Genomic DNA, 15,287 nt, shown 5'->3' with positions numbered 1-15,287 from the left:
ACCTGCAGAAGCGCGAGCGAATCGCGCTTCGGGTTGGAGGTTGGGGGCGTAACTGCCGGATAAGAGCCGATAGCGTGTTGTATGGAGTGCGTTACCATCAGTTATGCGTCTCCTTTCAAGCCTTCTCCTTCTGGTAACGGCTAGCTGCGCCTTCGCACAGGCTCCGCAGAAGCCGACCGAGATCAAAGTTGTTGTCGTCAGCATGTTTGAGGTCGGCGCCGATACGGGTGATGTTCCGGGTGAGTATCAGTTATGGGTGGAACGCGAACATCTTGATACAGTGTTGCCGTTTCCGCAGGGATATCACGACCTGCGGATGAACAAGGACGGCGTGCTGGGCGTCGTGACGGGCGTGGGCACGGCGCGGGCAGCGGCGACGATCATGGCGCTCGGCAACGATCCCCGGTTTGATCTGACTCATGCTTATTTTCTTGTCGCCGGCATCGCTGGGATCGATCCGGCGATGGGCTCGCTGGGGTCCGCGGTTTGGTCCGACTATGTTGTGGATGGGGACCTGTCGCATGAGATCGATGCGCGGGAGATCCCCAAGGACTGGAAGACGGGCTATGTCCCGCTGGGAAAGTCGACTCCCTATGAGGAGCCGCGGACCGCCCGGTTTGGCGACGACGGTAACGTCTACCATTTGAATACGGCGCTGGTGGACTGGGCCTTCAACCTGACAAAGAACATCGAACTGGTTGATACGAAGGACATCAAGGAGCGGCGGATGCAGTATGAGGGCGCGATGGCGCATCGTCCGCCCTTTGTGCTGCGCGGCGACAATCTTTCAGCTTCCACGTTCTGGCACGGCAAGCTGATGAACCAGTGGGCTCGGGATTGGGTGAAGTACCAAACCGACGGCAAGGGCACGTACGCAGTGTGCGGAATGGAAGACACCGGCACGCTGCAGTCGCTGACTTGGCTGGGGCGGGCGGGGAAGGTCGATATTCACCGCGTACTGGTGCTGCGCGCGGCTTCGAACTACGACCAGCAGCGAACCGGTATCACCGCTGCCGAGAGCCTGGCGGAGACGAAGGTCGCGCACTACAGTGCTTACCTCCCGTCCCTGGAGGCGGCTTACCGGGTCGGGCACGTCGTGGTGGACTCACTGGTGGCGAACTGGGGCCAGACGCGGGATGATATCCCGCGCTCGCGGTAAAAACCCTTGCTGTTACAGATGTCGCCTACCAGTGAAGAGTGGCAGAGAGCCTGCGAAGCAAATTCGACTCGACTTCATTCCGGTTGATCTCATTTAGCATCTCGTGGCGTCCGCCGGGATAGAAGTCATGGGAGAGACGCCGCGAGAAGGGGTGCGGCTATTCCATCGAGTTCATGCGCCCCGCAATTGGAATTCACCGCGGATTTCCATTTTTGGCATCCCTCCAGGAGGCCAGACTATACACACATACTGCCGACGGATTAGCCCCTCTCGTGGAACGCACGGTCCGTTTCGGCTAGATGAGCCTTCGAACGACTCTCCGGACGGTTTCGGTGACGATGCCGAAGACGATGAAGGAGGCCATGTCGCTGGATTTTTCGCGAGTGCTGTGTTCCACCGCTGGGGCGGCGGCGAGGCCGAGGGCGGCGAGGGCGCCATCCTGCGAGGCGGCGGCGAGGGTCATGCCGAAGCTGGCTCCATCCCTTGATGTGGCTTGGGGGTAGTATTCTGCGACGGCGCCGTACGCGGCTCCGGCGGCTGCTCCGAGGCCCCAGTGCATGGCGGGAGAGGCAGCGACCCTTCTCAGGGCGAGAGCATAGCCGGTGGGTTGGCCCGAGGGGAGCTCAGGCCTCTCAGGCTCGCCGTTACGGCGCGGCGGATAGACCTTATGGGACAGCGAGCGGGCAGCGGTGGCGACGAGTCCGCCGACGAGCCCGGCTGCGATGCCCTTGGCCAGAGAGCGGCCGTGCTGCTTCTGTTCTGCTTTGGTTACTGTGTTGTCTCGAACGATCTCCAGGCGCCTTTGTCTCATCATGTGTCCGCTTCCGTTTTTGGTTTGCACCAAATTGTATGATGCGCCAGGTGCGCGGTGGGCTGTGTCGTGGAGTTTATCCGACGTAGGCCGCGGCGTCGGTGGTGTCGATTCCTTCGGCGGCTCCGGCAGCGCGAAGGACAAGCGTGAGGAGCGCGGAGACGGCGAGGTTCAGCAGTAGCGCGGGGATGGCGGCGTACATGGCCCAGGTTCCTCCGAGCCACGCGGGGAGATGGAGCGGGTAGACAGAGCTCTTGAGGCTGAGGGAGGCCGCCATTGCGCTTCCACTGGCCATACCTGCGGCCCAACCGGCAAGGAGCGCCCAGGGGTGAAACCAGCGGGAGAAGACTCCGATAACGACTGCGGGGAAGAGCTGGGCCATCCAGATGCCACCGAGGAGCTGCATCTGGATGGCGTATGGCGTGGGAAGGAAGAGGATGAAGGCAAGCGCGCCGAATTTGACGACGAGCGAGACGATCTTCGCCATGTTGGACTCTTCGTGCGGCTGCATCTTGCGGCGGGCGATGGCACCGTAGAGATTGCGGGTGAAGAGGTTGGAGGCGGCGATGGACATGATGGCCGCGGGAACGAGGGCTCCGATGGCGATGGCGGCGAGGCAGAAGCCGCTGAACCACTCGGGGAACATCTTGAGGAAGAGAAGCGGGATGGCGGAGCTGGTGTCTTTGATGGAGATTCCGGCGGCGAGAGCGACGTAGCCGAGGAGCGCGATCAGGCCGAGGAGGAAGCTGTAGGCGGGGAGCATCGCTGCATTGCGGCGGACGACGTTCGCGCTGCTTGCACTTAGGACTGCGGTTGCGGTGTGGGGATAGAGCATCAGTGCGATGGCCGATCCGATGGCGAGCGTAGAGTAGCCGAGGAACTGTCCCTGCCGGAGCGATGTGGTGGCGGCGGGAGTGTGGGTGGCGAGGGCCTGGTTGGCGACCTCGAAGATATGCGCATATCCGCCGAGTTTGAGCGGGAGGATGATGATGGCGGCGAGGACCATGATGTACAGCATGAGGTCCTTGACGATGGCGATGACAGCAGGGGCGCGGAGGCCGCTCGAGTAGGTATAGGCGGCGAGGATGATGAAGGCGGCGGCGAGGGGCCACTCGCCGTGGATCCCCATGGCTGCGATGACGACGCGGATCCCGACTAGCTGGAGCGCGATGTAGGGCATCAGCGCGAGGACTCCGGTGAGCGCGACGGCGACGGTGAGCCAACGGTTGCCGTAGCGGCCGGCTACGAAGTCGGCGAAGGTGACGTAGCCATGACGGTGGCAGACGGACCAGAGGCGCGGGAGGACGAGCATCATGTAGGGATAGGCGATGACGGCGTAGGGAACGGCGAAGAAGCCCATGGCTCCGGTGCCGTAGAGCGCGGCGGGGACGGCGATGACGGTGTAGGCGGTGTAGAGGTCGCCACCGATGAGAAACCAGGTGATCCAGGTTCCGAAGGTGCGGCCGGCGAGTCCCCATTCTTCGAGGGTGGCAATGCCGCCGGGGGGGCGGCGCCAGCGTGCGGCCCAGAATCCGGCGAGGGTCACGAACAGAAAAAAGAGACAGAAGACAATAAGGGCCGTCGTATGCAATCGCTCACCCGAGGGAAGGAGCACAGTAGCGCATGAGGGGAGGAAGTTCATGCTGTATCGAGGAACTTGATTCAGCCTTGCGTGCCGTTGGCGGTGGACCAGTCGTAGACGACGACGCCGAGGTCGTTGAGGGTCTTGATGACGGCCTCCATGTTGCGGCGGACGACAGGGCGGGCGGAGGCGGGAGTCTCGTGGGCCTCTTCGATGGCGATGACGCGGCCGTAGGGCCAGGAGCTCTCAGGGATGGCGTTGAGCGCAGTGGGGAGGTCGCTGAGGCGGACGTCGAGGTTGCGGCGCCGGGCTCCGACGGGGCGGAGGATGCTGCCCTGGCCGAGCGAGCTGGCGTTGGCGTCAGCGAGCAGGACGTGCAGGGTGACCATGGAGCCCTGAACGGTGAGGTAGGGGTTCTCCCAAGTGTCGAGGCTGTGGACGGCCATGTAGCGCGACTTGGCGGGCGGCGGGATGAGCTCCAGCTGCTGACGGGCGGCGTTGAGCGCGGCCTGCTGCGAGGAGGCGAGCGTCGGGGAGGCGCTCTGCGCAGCGGGGCGAGAGCAGCCGGTGAGGGCGACAGGCGCGAGGAGGGCTGCGGAGAGAGTTAGAGCGAATGTGGAGCGGAGCTTTGGCACGATTATCAGCATAACAACGGAGACGGTAAAGGCAAGGGGCGGGGACCCAGCGAGTTAGCGAGTCAGTTGTGGGGCGATTTACATGGGCCCCGGGCATTCTGCGAAACCCAGGCCTCAGAATCGAGACCTGGCGCACCCGATTTTGTCTCAGCATAGGACTGCCGTGGTCTTTTAGAAGCTGACCGCTGTAAGTCGTTAGGACTATTTGCCGGTCCAGGCGGCGGGGCGCTTTTCGAGGAAGGCGCGGGTGCCTTCGGCTTTGTCGGCGGTGGCGCAGAGCTGGCCGAAGAGCTCGGCTTCGAGCTTGAGGGCGGAGTCGAGGGGCAGGTCGGCGCCGCGGCGGACGGCGTCGAGGCAGGCGGAGACGGCGAGCGGGGCCTGGGCGGCGATGGAGCGGGCGAGTTCATGGCCTCGGGCGAGGAGCCAGTCGGCGGGGACGACCTCGTCGACGAGGCCGATGCGGAAGGCCTCAGCGGCGTCGATGATCTCGCCGGTGATGAGGAGCTTGAGCGCGGCGGAGAGGCCGGTGAGGCGGGGGAGGCGCTGAGAGCCGCCGTAGCCGGGCAGGAGGCCCAGCTTGACCTCGGGCTGACCGAGGCGGGCCTTGTCGCTGGCGATGCGGAGGGTGCAGGCGAGGGCGAGCTCGCAGCCTCCGCCGAGAGCGAAGCCGTTGATGAGGGCGAGGACGGGTTTGCCGCAGGTCTCGATGAGGCGGAAGACGGACTGGCCACGCAGGGACTTGGCCTCGCCGGTCGTGCGGTCGCTGGCGACTAGCTCGTTGATGTCGGCACCGGCGGCGAAGGCCTTTTCTCCGGAGCCGGTGAGAAGGATGACTCGGACGGCGGGGTCAGCAGCGAGGGCGGTGAAGACGGCTTCGAGCTCGTCGAAGACCTGGGTGTCGAGGGCGTGGAGAACCTTGGGGCGGTTGAGGGTGACGGTGGCGATGTTGTCGGTGACCTCGCAGAGGAGGGTCTGGAAGGTGTTGAGGTCGGGCATGCGATCTCCGGGTGCTGATATGCGCGAGTGGGGCGCGATTCAAACGATACAATCGAAAGCATGATCAAGGGAATGACGGTGGTAAACGCGGTTGCGTCGCCGGAGATGTTCGACAAGTTGCAGAGCCTGTTTCTGGCACTGGGTTTTGAGCAAGGCAGGGGATGGGACGATGGCACGGGCCGCGGCGCGGCGATGCTGGCTCCGCTGGGGAATCTGGAGTTTGTGACAGGGAAGCAGCCGGCGACGCCTCGCCTGCTGATTGAGGTCACGGAGCTTGATGCGATTCACATGGCGGTTGAGAAGTGGATGCTGGGGAGCTACCGGACGGAAGAGATTGCGTCGCTGCTGACGAAGCCCGAGCCGACGCATTGGAACAGCCGGTTGTTTACGGTGAAGCTGACGACGGGCGCGAGCGAGGAGCTGACGCTGGGGTTCTGGCAGTCGGAGAACGTGCTGCACGGCAGGCCAGTGGCGATTGAGGGTGATCTTTCGGCAGCGGGGATGCGGTTCGCCGTGATTACGACGCGTTGGAACACGGTGATTACAGACCGGCTGCTGCAGGGAGCGCTAGATGGGTTGTACCGGAGCGGCGCAGCGCGGAAGGATGTCGAGATCGTGCGGGTTCCGGGCGCGTGGGAGATTCCTTCGGCGGCGCGGACACTGGCGGAGTCGAAGAGGTTCGACGCGATTGTGACGCTGGGGTGTCTGCTGCGCGGAGAGACTGCGCACTATGAGGCTATCTACAACGAGGTGGCGCGGGGAATCGGGCAATCGCAGCAGGAGACTGGTGTGCCGCATGCGTTCGGGGTGCTGACGTGCGAGACGCTGGAGCAGGCGCTGGATCGCGCGGGCCTCAAGGCAGGGAACAAGGGATTTGAGGCGGCGACTGCGGCGATCGAGATGGTGTCGATACAGAAAAAGATTGGCCAGCCTCAGATCGCAGAGGGTGGCCGCTGATGGGGACTCGAAGGAAGTCGCGTGAGCTGGCGATGCAGATGCTCTTTCAGGGCGACCTGGGGAAGCAGTCGCCGGAGCAGGTCGCGAAGCTGTTCTGGCCGTCGCGCGAGGCTGTGGATGAAGAGACGCGAGGGTTCGCCGAGGACATCTACCGGATTGCGACATCGCGGCAGGATGAGATCGACAAGCTCATCGAGGCGCACGCGCAGAACTGGAGGATCGAGCGGATGGCTGTGGTGGATCGCAACCTGATGCGCGCGGCGGTGGCTGAGATGCTGGGGTATCCGAGTACTCCAGCGGCGATCATTATCAACGAGTCGCTGGAGGTGGGGCGGCGGTATGCCGCGCCGGAGTCAATCCATTTTCTGAACGGTGTGCTGGATGCCATTGCGCGGGACCTGCTGAAGCAGCGGCTGGCTTGAGGAAGTAGAGCAGGCAAAGGAAAGCCCTCTCGGTGGAGAGGGCTTTTGTGTTGCTCGTTGTGGGTTCCCGAAGGCTACGAGGTGGCCTTCTTCGGGTGCTGAACGATGAGGTTCGGCGTGACGATGTTGTTGTTGACGTCGGGCAGGTTGGGCGCGATCGTCTTGGTCGAGTCGTCGGTGAGGGTCTTGATGCTGACGAGGTGGACCTTGTTGTCGCCGGTCGTTCCAACGTAGAGCGTGGAATTGTCCGAGCTGATGGCAGCGGCAACGGGAGAGGTCGCGCCTCCGGTGAGAGTCACGTTGGTGACGGCTCCGCTTGAGGGAGCGTATGCGGGGAGCGATCCAGTGCCGTTGTAGGTTACGAAGGCGATCTTCGAATCAGAGGACGGGATGACGTCGTTGATGGAGGTTGCTGTGACACCGCTGAGGGGAACGGTTGTGGCGGCGGTCCGGCTGTTCGTGAAGTAGGTATTGGGCACCACGGTGGGGCAGGCGCCGATGGGCAGGCCGGGCGTCGAAGACTTGAAGGCCAGATCGACAACGGATGGGCTGCCTGAGACGGTGGCTCCGATAATGTGTTGTCCGTCGTTGGTGGCGCTGACGATGTCTGTGGGAACAGTGGCGCTGTCGGAGAGCGGGTAGTACTCATTGCTGACAACGCTGCTGCCGTCGGCCGAGAGCGTGGTGCTGGGGCAGTAGCTGCGCGCGGTCGTTGTCGATCCTGCGAGGTAGGCTCCCACGCTGGGGACGGTGACTGCGATGTCAGCGGCGGGCGAGCCGAGCGTGATGCTGGACCAGCCTGTGAACTGGGAGTGGACAAGGAGCGTGTTTCCGGGGGTGACGCTTCCGTCGGAGTTCGGCGTGCCGGTGGTGATGTAGACGGTCTCACTGTCGGGGGTGAATTCAGCGTGAGTGCCGACTCCGCCGGCGGTAGAGACGACGACGCCGCTCGAGGCGTAGAGGTAGACGAGCTGACGGACCAGGTCGGTGATGACAATTGTTGTGCCATCAGGCGAGATGGCAAGGACCTTGCCCTTGACGGTGTTGTCTTCCTTGGAGAGCGCGTTGGTGATGGCGTTGAAGGTCATCAGCTCGGTGTCGCTCCCCATGTAGATGGAGGAGCCGTCGTTGGCGATGACCATCGAATTTGGTACGTAGGGCAGCCGGACGGGAGCGCCGAGGGTTGTAGTGGTGAAGTCGACCGGCACGAGATAGAGGGACTTGGTGCTGGCGATGTAGAGCAGGGTGCTGCTCGTTCCCGGCGAGGTGATGGAGACAGAGTCGGAGGCGACCGGGGTTCCGTTGCCGAGCAGGCCGATCTCATTAATTGGAGACGGATTGCAGGAAGGCGGCTGGCAGATGGCTGTGATGGCCGCGGCTCCCGGGAAGATGGGGGTAATGCTTCCGGCGGCGGCGGCGGGGATTGTAGTGGGCTGGGTCGAGTTGTAGACGAGGCTCAGGCCGGTGAGTTTGGTCCCATTCTTGTCGAGGACCGTGGCCGAGAGCGGCTGGTTGGTGTTCTGGTCGACGACGGCACTCGTCTGGCCGCCGGAGTTGGCCACGGTGAGCGCGATGGAGACTGGTGGGCAGGTGGAGAAGAAACCGGCCGAGCTGCTGGCGTTGGCGATGTTGGCCGTGATGACGGTCGAGCCGGGCTGCTGAGCTGTGGCTACGCCGTTCTCGTCGACGGTGACGATGGAGGAGGTTTGCGGCATGTAGCTGAGATGGCCGACAGCGCAGGTAATGTTATTCCCGTTGGTATCGAAGGCGCGAGCGACAATCTGGCCGGTGGATCCCTGCGAGAGACAGGAGTTGGCGGAATACGGGGGCGCGGTGACAGTCTGGGTAGACGCGAGCGCGCAGCAGTTGGACGAGGGATTGGGGTCGGTAGAGCAGTTGGCCGGGGGGGTCGCGTTGCCGAGGACGACGCTGGTGACCTTCGGATGTACAAAGATGGGAATGGAGTTGCTGTTGACGCCGGCGGCGCTAGCTACGACGTAGACGGTTCCGGTCTTATTGGTCGGGTTGCAGGTGGTGTAGTCTGCGATGCCGCCGCCGGTATTGCGGTTCCAGGTCCCGGCGCAGAGGCGGCCTGTGGTGGGAACGACGTCGGCGACGTCCATGGTGGCGTTGCCGTTGGCGTCGAAGACTCCATAGGTAAAGGTTCCGATGGAGACGGAAGTTCCTTTACAGTCGGTGGCGGTCGGCGATGCAACCTGACCGATCTGGGCGAAGTTCAGCGAGATGCCGAAGAGCTTAGGCGTCAGAGTAAGGGTTGTGGCCTGTCCCACGATGGGGCCCGTGTCTCCGGTGCAATAGGTGATGGAGCTTTTCTTTGCACAGCCTGAGATGGAGATGCCAAACGGAATTGTGAAGAGAAACAGAACTGCCAGAGTGACGAACCGACGCATTGAACCTCCCCGTCCAACCGGGACACAAGTTAGACGGTTTGTACCGCAAACGCTGAACTCCCGAGCAATCAGTGTAACCCGAGCAATCAGTGTAAAAGGTGACTTGAGGAGAGGCAAATGAGATGGCTCCAGTGGCGACGGTTTGGATGGAATGTGCGAGAAGATGACGTAGCGAAGTGGACGTACGCGCGCGCAGCAGATTCCTTCGCTGCGCTACGGAACGACAACAAGAAATGCAAACGCACAGGGCGCAAAGGTGAATGCAAAGTGCGCAACGGTAGTATGCGACGAAAATGACGAAGTAGCTTCGCTGAGCCCTGAGCCCTCTAGTTCTTCGGCATCTCTGTCTCGAACCAGTTGAAGGCTCGTTCGAGGACATCGCGTCGATGTGCCAGATCGCGGAAGGCGTGGCCTTCGTTGGGGTAGATGACGAGCTGCGTTTTGACGCCTTCGTCGCGGAGGGCGTGCCAGAACTCGAAGCTCTGCGGCGCGGGGCACTCGCCGTCGCGGTCGCCTACGACGACCAGCGTAGGAGTCTTCACGTTCTTGATGTATTCGATGGCGGAGCTCTTCGCATAGACGGGGGCGTCGTCGTAGACGCTGGCACCGAAGAAGGGGAGCATCCACTGGTCGATGGAGTTCTCGCCGTAGTAGCTCTTCCAGTCGCTGATGCCGGCTCCGGCGACGGCGGCGCGGAAGCGGTGCGTCTGGGTGACGGTGAACATGGTCATGAAGCCGCCGTAGCTCCAGCCGGTGAGGCCTTCGCGAGTCTTGTCGATGGGGAGGCGCTGCTCGAGCGTGTCCATGCCGGCGAGGATGTCGCGGAGATCACCGTAGCCGAAGTCCTTGACATTGGCCTGCGTGAATTTTTCACCTTGACCATAGGAGCCGCGTGGATTGGGCATGAAGACGAAGTAGCCCAGTGCGGAAAAAGGGACTCCGCCGTAGCCGACTCCGGGCCAGTGCGGTGTGGCGGCTGAGGAAGGCCCGCCGTGGACGCTGACAATGAGCGGGTACTTTTTATTAGGGTCGTAGTTGGCGGGATAGAGGAGCCAGCCTTGGACGTGGAAACCATCGTTGGTCCACTCGATGTTCTCAGACTTGCCCCATGTCGGCTTGAGTGCGTCGTTGAGGTGCGTGATCTGCTTGAGGTTGGTGAGGGGGCCAGCCCAGACCTCAGGAGCGCGCTCGAAAGAGCTGCGGATGATGGCGATGTCCCCATTGTCGGCTACTGACACGCTCATCACGGAGGCTCCGGAGCCGATGGACTCAGGGAAGGTGACGGCCTGGGCGGGATCGTCCTTGCCGGTGTCGATGTGGTGGACGACGATGCGCGAGCTGCCGCCGACGTGCTCGGAGATGCCGAGGGTCTTGTCATCGATCCAGCCGAAGAAGGCGGGGGTGGAGGTGCGGTTGGGGGTGAGGTTCTTCGGTTCGCCGCCGGTGGACGGGATGACCCAGATGTCGCCGCCGGTCGAGCCCTGGTCGCTCATGAGGCCACCGATGAAGGCGATTTGCTTGCCGTCGTCGGAGAAGCGGGGCAGGGCGATCTGGAGGCCGTGGAGGGGGCCAGAGATTTTTTGAGTGTCGAGGATGGCATGTACATCCAACTTCACATTGTGAATTGTTACGTCGTTCGTAGTTGTCGTTTCATGTTCGACGCTGGATGTGTATAGCTTGGCAACCCACCAGTTGTTCTCTCCTGGAGGATTGGCGGCGACGTAGGCAAGTTGTTTGGAGTCAAGGGACCATGTGAACTCGTAGACGTGGAGTTTCTGGGGAGTGATCTCAGAAAAACGTCCGCTGGCTACATCAACAGCTCCTACACGCTGCACTTCGACGCCGTCTTCGCCGATGACTCCGCTCCAAGGCTTCATGGCGGCGAGGGCTCCGGCGGAGCGGGTGGCGTTTTCGACGAAGAGGAAGGCGATGGTCTTGCCATCGGGCGACCATGCGTGTGAGCTGAGCTCACCGGTGAGGTGGGTGAGCTGGCGGGATTGGCCCGTCTTCTTCGACCAGACGAAGACCTGCTGCTGCTCCGGCCTATCGATGTCGGTGGTGCAGGTAGAGAAGTAGGCGAGCGAGTTGCCGTCAGGCGACCAGGTGGGAGAGGAATTGCTGCAGTTGGCGGCCGCGGTCGACGGCGTGAGGAGATGGTCCTTGGTGGGGTCGGCGACGCTGGTGAGGTGAATCTGCGAGTCCTTGTGATCTCGCATGGACCAGGCGACGGTGGCGCCGTCGGGGGAGATGGCGGCCTCGAAGGGGGTGCGCGTGCTTCCGAGCATCTGGAGGAGGGAGCTGATGCGCGAGCCGGAGGCGGACGAGGTAGTCTGGGCCGGCGCGGGGGCGATGGCCAAGGCAGAGAAGAGAGTCAGCAGGCAGAGCGTGCGGCGGGCCAGGATCATTTCGAAAGCGTAGCACGTGGATTTTGGGTGAGGTGGCGTCGGATATCGCGCAGGCATGAGCGAAAGACGACGATTTGACGCACCATTTATTGACTCTAGGCCAGGGAATTGCTATTGTTAGAGGGTTCCGCGAGTATCCGGACCACTTCGTAGGGAAACCAGGAAGTGGGGGTAGAGAAATGCCCAGGCAGTCTTCAGTTCTCTTCTCAATGAGCGGAGAACGTAAACTTGCGCTATACTGGATATAAGAAAGATACCGCAGGGTTCTCAGGATGGTTGAGAGCCGAAATCTGCGGCCCATCGAAACGTGCCTGCGACACCCTCCACCTTGGATGGGCTATGTGGGCCGGAACAGCGAAACGGAGTTGGGCGGGCTAAGAGGGCGAGAAAGCCGGAGATAGCCAGCAGACCCGGCCACCGTCGACTGTTTTCGTCTGGCTGTACAGGGTTCAACAGACGCGAAGCAGGGGAGTTCTTCGCTAGAGGCGCATTGTGCGTCCTCGATTTTTGCGTGTGATGCAAAAGCGAAGTCCGGCCCTTTCTGCGCGCCTGACAAAAGATCAGGTTTGTAACATCAAGGAGTTCGAGTGCCTACGTTTCATCAACTCGTCAAGCAGGGCCGCACGCCCACTCGTTATAAGACGGCCAGCCCCGCGCTGCAGGGTTCGCCTCAGCGCCGCGGCGTCTGCACCCGCGTCTACACCCAGACCCCGAAGAAGCCGAACTCGGCTCTGCGTAAGGTGGCTCGTGTCCGCCTGACGAACGGGATTGAGGTGACGACGTACATCCCTGGCATCGGCCACAACCTGCAGGAGCACTCGATTGTGCTGATCCGCGGCGGCCGTGTGAAGGACCTGCCGGGTGTTCGGTACCACGTTGTGCGTGGCACGCTCGACTCGGTCGGCGTGGCCAACCGGAAGCAGGGCCGCTCGAAGTATGGAGCGAAGCGTCCGAAGGCTGCTGCCAAGTAAGCCGCGGCTTTGCCGCAAGAGATTTGAAGTCTGATAACAGGTCCAGGGCTTGAGAGGTCTACGGTCCTGGAGGAAGAAGAGAAGAGAGAATGCCGAGAAAAGGTTACATTGCGAAGCGTGAGGTTGCGGCCGACCCGGTCTACAACTCGACCCTGGTGACGAAGTTCGTGAACTCGATGATGTGGGGCGGCAAGAAATCGACCGCGCAGAATATTTTCTACGAGGCCATGACGAATCTGGAGCAGAAGGGTGGCGACGAGGCCCTGAAGCTCTTCAAGAAGGCTGTCGAGAACGTGAAGCCGCTTCTTGAGGTCAAGAGCCGCCGCGTGGGCGGTGCGAACTACCAGGTGCCGATTGAGGTCAATCCCGAGCGTCGCACCTCCCTGGCGATTCGCTGGCTGGTGACTTACGGCCGCGCGCGAGGCGAGAAGGGCATGGTCGAGAAGCTGACTGCAGAACTGCTTGATGCGGCCAACGGCCGTGGCGCGGCGATGAAGAAGAAGGAAGACGTTCACCGCATGGCTGAAGCGAACAAGGCCTTTGCGCACTATCGGTGGTAAAGAAAGAGATTCTCTGCAGAGTTTGTTTTTAGTTTCAACGTAGTTATTACCGCGGGTCTGGGCCCGCAGATGAGAGACGGATCGTGGCACGCACTACACCTCTGAATCGTTGCCGGAATATCGGGATCATGGCGCACATTGACGCCGGCAAGACGACGACGACCGAGCGCATTCTCTTCTATACGGGCATCACGCACCGTATCGGCGAAGTGCACGAGGGCACTGCGACCATGGACTGGATGGAGCAGGAGCAGGAGCGCGGCATCACGATTACCTCGGCTGCGACGACCTGCACGTGGAAGAACACCCGTATCAATATCATTGATACTCCCGGCCACGTGGACTTCACGGCTGAGGTGGAGCGTTCGCTGCGCGTGCTGGACGGCGCGGTAGCCTGCTTCGATGCGGTCGCCGGTGTGCAGCCGCAGTCTGAGACGGTGTGGCGCCAGGCTGACAAGTACAAGGTCCCCCGTATCTGCTTCATCAACAAGATGGATCGTGCCGGCGCGGACGCAGTCTATGCGACCTCGACGATCGTTGACCGGTTGGGCGCGCGCGCGATTCCGCTGAACATCGCGATCGGTGCAGAGGCGAAGTTTGCCGGCGTTGTCGATCTGGTCACGATGAAGGCGATCCTGTGGCATGACGAGACGATGGGCGCCCAGTACTCGGTGGAAGAGATTCCGGCTGATCTGGTGGAGAAGGCCAACGAGGCTCGCCACGCTCTGGTCGAAGCTGTCGCCGAGAATGACGACGAGCTGATGCACCTCTATCTTGAGGGTCAGGAGCCGACCGTCGAGCAGTTGAAGGCCGGCATCCGCAAGGCGACGATCGGGATGAAGATCTTTCCGGTGCTGTGCGGTTCGGCGTTCAAGAACAAGGGCGTGCAGACGCTGCTGGATGCGGTGGTCGATTACCTTCCCAGCCCGATCGACATTCCTCCCGTGCAGGGCGCGAACCCTGACAACTCTGAAGAGAAGATCATCCGCAAGACGGACGACAACGAGCCATTTGCGGCGCTGGGCTTCAAGATCATGACCGACCCCTTTGTCGGCCAGCTGATCTTCATCCGCGTCTACTCGGGCACGCTGAAGACCGGCGATTCGGTCCTGAATCCGCGCACGGGCAAGACGGAGCGCATTGGGCGTCTGCTGAAGATGCACGCCAACAAGCGCGAGGAGATCACGGAGATTCTGGCCGGTGATATCTGCGCGGCTGTAGGTCTCAAGAACCTGATCACCGGCGACACGATCTGCACGGACAAGGCTCCGATTGTGCTTGAGTCGATCGACTTCCCGGCACCCGTTATCGAGCTCGCAGTCGAGCCGAAGACGAAGGCTGACCAGGAGAAGATGTCGATGGCGCTGGCAAAGCTGGCACAGGAAGATCCTACCTTCCGCGTGCACACCGATCCTGACTCGGGTCAGACGATCATCGCCGGCATGGGCGAGCTGCACCTTGAGATCATCGTCGACCGTATGATGCGCGAGTACAAGGTCGAGGCGAACGTTGGCAAGCCGCAGGTGGCGTACCGCGAGACGATCCGCGCCAACGCCGAGGCAGAGGGCAAATACATCCGTCAGACGGGTGGTTCGGGTAACTACGGCCACGCGAAGATCCGCATCGCGCCAAACGAGCCGGGCAAGGGATACGAGTTCTCGAACGACATCAAGGGCGGCGTGATTCCGAAGGAGTACATCAAGCCGATCGACCAGGGCATTCAGGACGCGATGACGCGCGGCGTTCTGGCCGGCTACGAGATGGTCGACATCAAGGTTTCGCTCTACGACGGCAGCTATCACGACGTCGACTCGAACGAAATGGCGTTCAAGATCGCCGGTTCAATGGCCTTCAAGGAGGCTGCCAGGAAGGCGAAGCCGGTTCTGCTTGAGCCCATGATGGACGTCGAAGTGACGGTTCCCGAGGAGTTCATGGGAACGATCATCGGCGACCTGAACTCGCGGCGTGGCCGCATCGAGGGCATGGAGATGGTTGGCGGAACGCAGGCCATCAAGGCGACAGTGCCGCTGAGCACGATGTTCGGATATGCGACGCACATGCGCTCGTCGACACAGGGCCGCGCGAACTACTCGATGCAGTTCAAGCAGTACGAAGAGGCGCCGCGGTCGGTCTCCGAAGAGATCATCGCCAAGGTGCAGGGCAAGGACAAGTAACCTGCACCGTAAGGCGCAGCAAGTTGTGAAGTTGAATTTCTAGAAGTCAAGGAAACACGGAGAGAGTCATGGCGAAGGAAAAGTTTGACCGGTCTAAGCCGCACGTGAACATCGGGACGATCGGACACATCGATCACGGCAAGACGACGCTGACGGCGGCGATCACGAAGGTTCTGTCGAAGCACAACCCGAAGAACGCGTTTC

General features: G+C 61.9%; 13 protein-coding genes. 7 read left to right on the top strand and 6 right to left on the bottom strand.

Going from position 1 to position 15,287, the window contains the following annotated elements; translation table 11 throughout:
- Positions 1 to 103 precede the first annotated feature (103 nt).
- Positions 104 to 1,159 (top strand): purine nucleoside permease, encoded by a 1,056-nt coding sequence (locus OHL16_RS12385; RefSeq protein WP_263367472.1) that lies wholly within the window; start codon positions 104 to 106, stop codon positions 1,157 to 1,159.
- Between the two features lie 295 nt (positions 1,160 to 1,454).
- Here OHL16_RS12385 and OHL16_RS12380 read toward each other — a convergent pair whose 3' ends face one another.
- The 4 genes from OHL16_RS12380 to OHL16_RS12365 form a co-directional block, all read right to left on the bottom strand.
- Positions 1,455 to 1,973: a DUF1440 domain-containing protein gene (locus OHL16_RS12380; RefSeq protein WP_263367471.1), complete on the bottom strand. Its 519-nt coding sequence runs from the start codon at positions 1,971 to 1,973 to the stop codon at positions 1,455 to 1,457.
- Positions 1,974 to 2,046: 73 nt separating this feature from the next.
- Positions 2,047 to 3,612 (bottom strand): monocarboxylate uptake permease MctP, encoded by a 1,566-nt coding sequence (mctP, locus tag OHL16_RS12375; RefSeq protein ID WP_263367470.1) that lies wholly within the window; start codon positions 3,610 to 3,612, stop codon positions 2,047 to 2,049.
- Positions 3,613 to 3,632: 20 nt separating this feature from the next.
- Complete coding sequence (locus tag OHL16_RS12370; protein WP_263367469.1) at positions 3,633 to 4,187, bottom strand: hypothetical protein; 555 nt, start codon at positions 4,185 to 4,187, stop codon at positions 3,633 to 3,635.
- Between the two features lie 201 nt (positions 4,188 to 4,388).
- Positions 4,389 to 5,183 carry an enoyl-CoA hydratase/isomerase family protein gene (locus OHL16_RS12365; protein WP_263367468.1) on the bottom strand — a complete coding sequence of 265 codons (795 nt, stop codon included), beginning with the start codon at positions 5,181 to 5,183 and terminating at the stop codon, positions 4,389 to 4,391.
- Between the two features lie 60 nt (positions 5,184 to 5,243).
- On the opposite strand from OHL16_RS12365, the gene ribH reads away from it, so the two are divergent.
- Complete coding sequence (gene ribH, locus OHL16_RS12360; protein ID WP_263367467.1) at positions 5,244 to 6,140, top strand: 6,7-dimethyl-8-ribityllumazine synthase; 897 nt, start codon at positions 5,244 to 5,246, stop codon at positions 6,138 to 6,140.
- A complete protein-coding gene (nusB, locus tag OHL16_RS12355; RefSeq protein ID WP_263367466.1) occupies positions 6,140 to 6,562 on the top strand; it encodes a transcription antitermination factor NusB in 423 nt (140 codons plus the stop codon). Before ribH ends, nusB begins: the two co-directional genes overlap by 1 nt.
- Before the next feature lie 74 nt (positions 6,563 to 6,636).
- Here nusB and OHL16_RS12350 read toward each other — a convergent pair whose 3' ends face one another.
- Positions 6,637 to 8,973: a hypothetical protein gene (locus tag OHL16_RS12350; RefSeq protein ID WP_263367465.1), complete on the bottom strand. Its 2,337-nt coding sequence runs from the start codon at positions 8,971 to 8,973 to the stop codon at positions 6,637 to 6,639.
- Positions 8,974 to 9,299: 326 nt separating this feature from the next.
- The gene (locus OHL16_RS12345; protein ID WP_263367464.1) at positions 9,300 to 11,378 is read right to left on the bottom strand and encodes a S9 family peptidase; all 2,079 of its coding nucleotides are present in this window, start codon (positions 11,376 to 11,378) and stop codon (positions 9,300 to 9,302) included.
- Positions 11,379 to 11,965: 587 nt separating this feature from the next.
- On the opposite strand from OHL16_RS12345, the gene rpsL reads away from it, so the two are divergent.
- The 4 genes from rpsL to OHL16_RS12325 form a co-directional block, all read left to right on the top strand.
- Positions 11,966 to 12,349: a 30S ribosomal protein S12 gene (gene rpsL / locus OHL16_RS12340; RefSeq protein ID WP_263367463.1), complete on the top strand. Its 384-nt coding sequence runs from the start codon at positions 11,966 to 11,968 to the stop codon at positions 12,347 to 12,349.
- An 89-nt stretch (positions 12,350 to 12,438) separates the two neighbouring features.
- Complete coding sequence (gene rpsG, locus OHL16_RS12335; protein ID WP_263367462.1) at positions 12,439 to 12,909, top strand: 30S ribosomal protein S7; 471 nt, start codon at positions 12,439 to 12,441, stop codon at positions 12,907 to 12,909.
- A gap of 83 nt (positions 12,910 to 12,992) precedes the next feature.
- Entirely contained in the window at positions 12,993 to 15,083 is a 2,091-nt protein-coding gene (gene fusA / locus OHL16_RS12330; RefSeq protein ID WP_263367461.1) for an elongation factor G, read from the top strand.
- A gap of 68 nt (positions 15,084 to 15,151) precedes the next feature.
- Positions 15,152 to 15,287 (top strand): GTP-binding protein (locus OHL16_RS12325; protein WP_263367967.1); only part of this gene is annotated, 136 nt, incomplete at its 3' end.

Source organism: Edaphobacter bradus, from assembly GCF_025685645.1.
Lineage (GTDB): Bacteria > Acidobacteriota > Terriglobia > Terriglobales > Acidobacteriaceae > Edaphobacter > Edaphobacter bradus.
The sequence above is the reverse complement of the archived record's forward strand: the minus strand, read 5'-3'. Positions and strand labels throughout refer to the sequence as shown.

What these genes read in the sequence shown, in the direction of transcription:
- OHL16_RS12345 (WP_263367464.1), bottom strand. Translation starts at nt 11,378, where the DNA reads ATGATCCTGGCCCGCCGCACGCTCTGCCTGCTGACTCTCTTCTCTGCC.
- OHL16_RS12380 (WP_263367471.1), bottom strand. Translation starts at nt 1,973, where the DNA reads ATGATGAGACAAAGGCGCCTGGAGATCGTTCGAGACAACACAGTAACC.
- ribH (WP_263367467.1), top strand. Translation starts at nt 5,244, where the DNA reads ATGATCAAGGGAATGACGGTGGTAAACGCGGTTGCGTCGCCGGAGATG.
- OHL16_RS12365 (WP_263367468.1), bottom strand. Translation starts at nt 5,183, where the DNA reads ATGCCCGACCTCAACACCTTCCAGACCCTCCTCTGCGAGGTCACCGAC.
- mctP (WP_263367470.1), bottom strand. Translation starts at nt 3,612, where the DNA reads ATGAACTTCCTCCCCTCATGCGCTACTGTGCTCCTTCCCTCGGGTGAG.
- OHL16_RS12350 (WP_263367465.1), bottom strand. Translation starts at nt 8,973, where the DNA reads ATGCGTCGGTTCGTCACTCTGGCAGTTCTGTTTCTCTTCACAATTCCG.
- OHL16_RS12385 (WP_263367472.1), top strand. Translation starts at nt 104, where the DNA reads ATGCGTCTCCTTTCAAGCCTTCTCCTTCTGGTAACGGCTAGCTGCGCC.
- rpsG (WP_263367462.1), top strand. Translation starts at nt 12,439, where the DNA reads ATGCCGAGAAAAGGTTACATTGCGAAGCGTGAGGTTGCGGCCGACCCG.
- nusB (WP_263367466.1), top strand. Translation starts at nt 6,140, where the DNA reads ATGGGGACTCGAAGGAAGTCGCGTGAGCTGGCGATGCAGATGCTCTTT.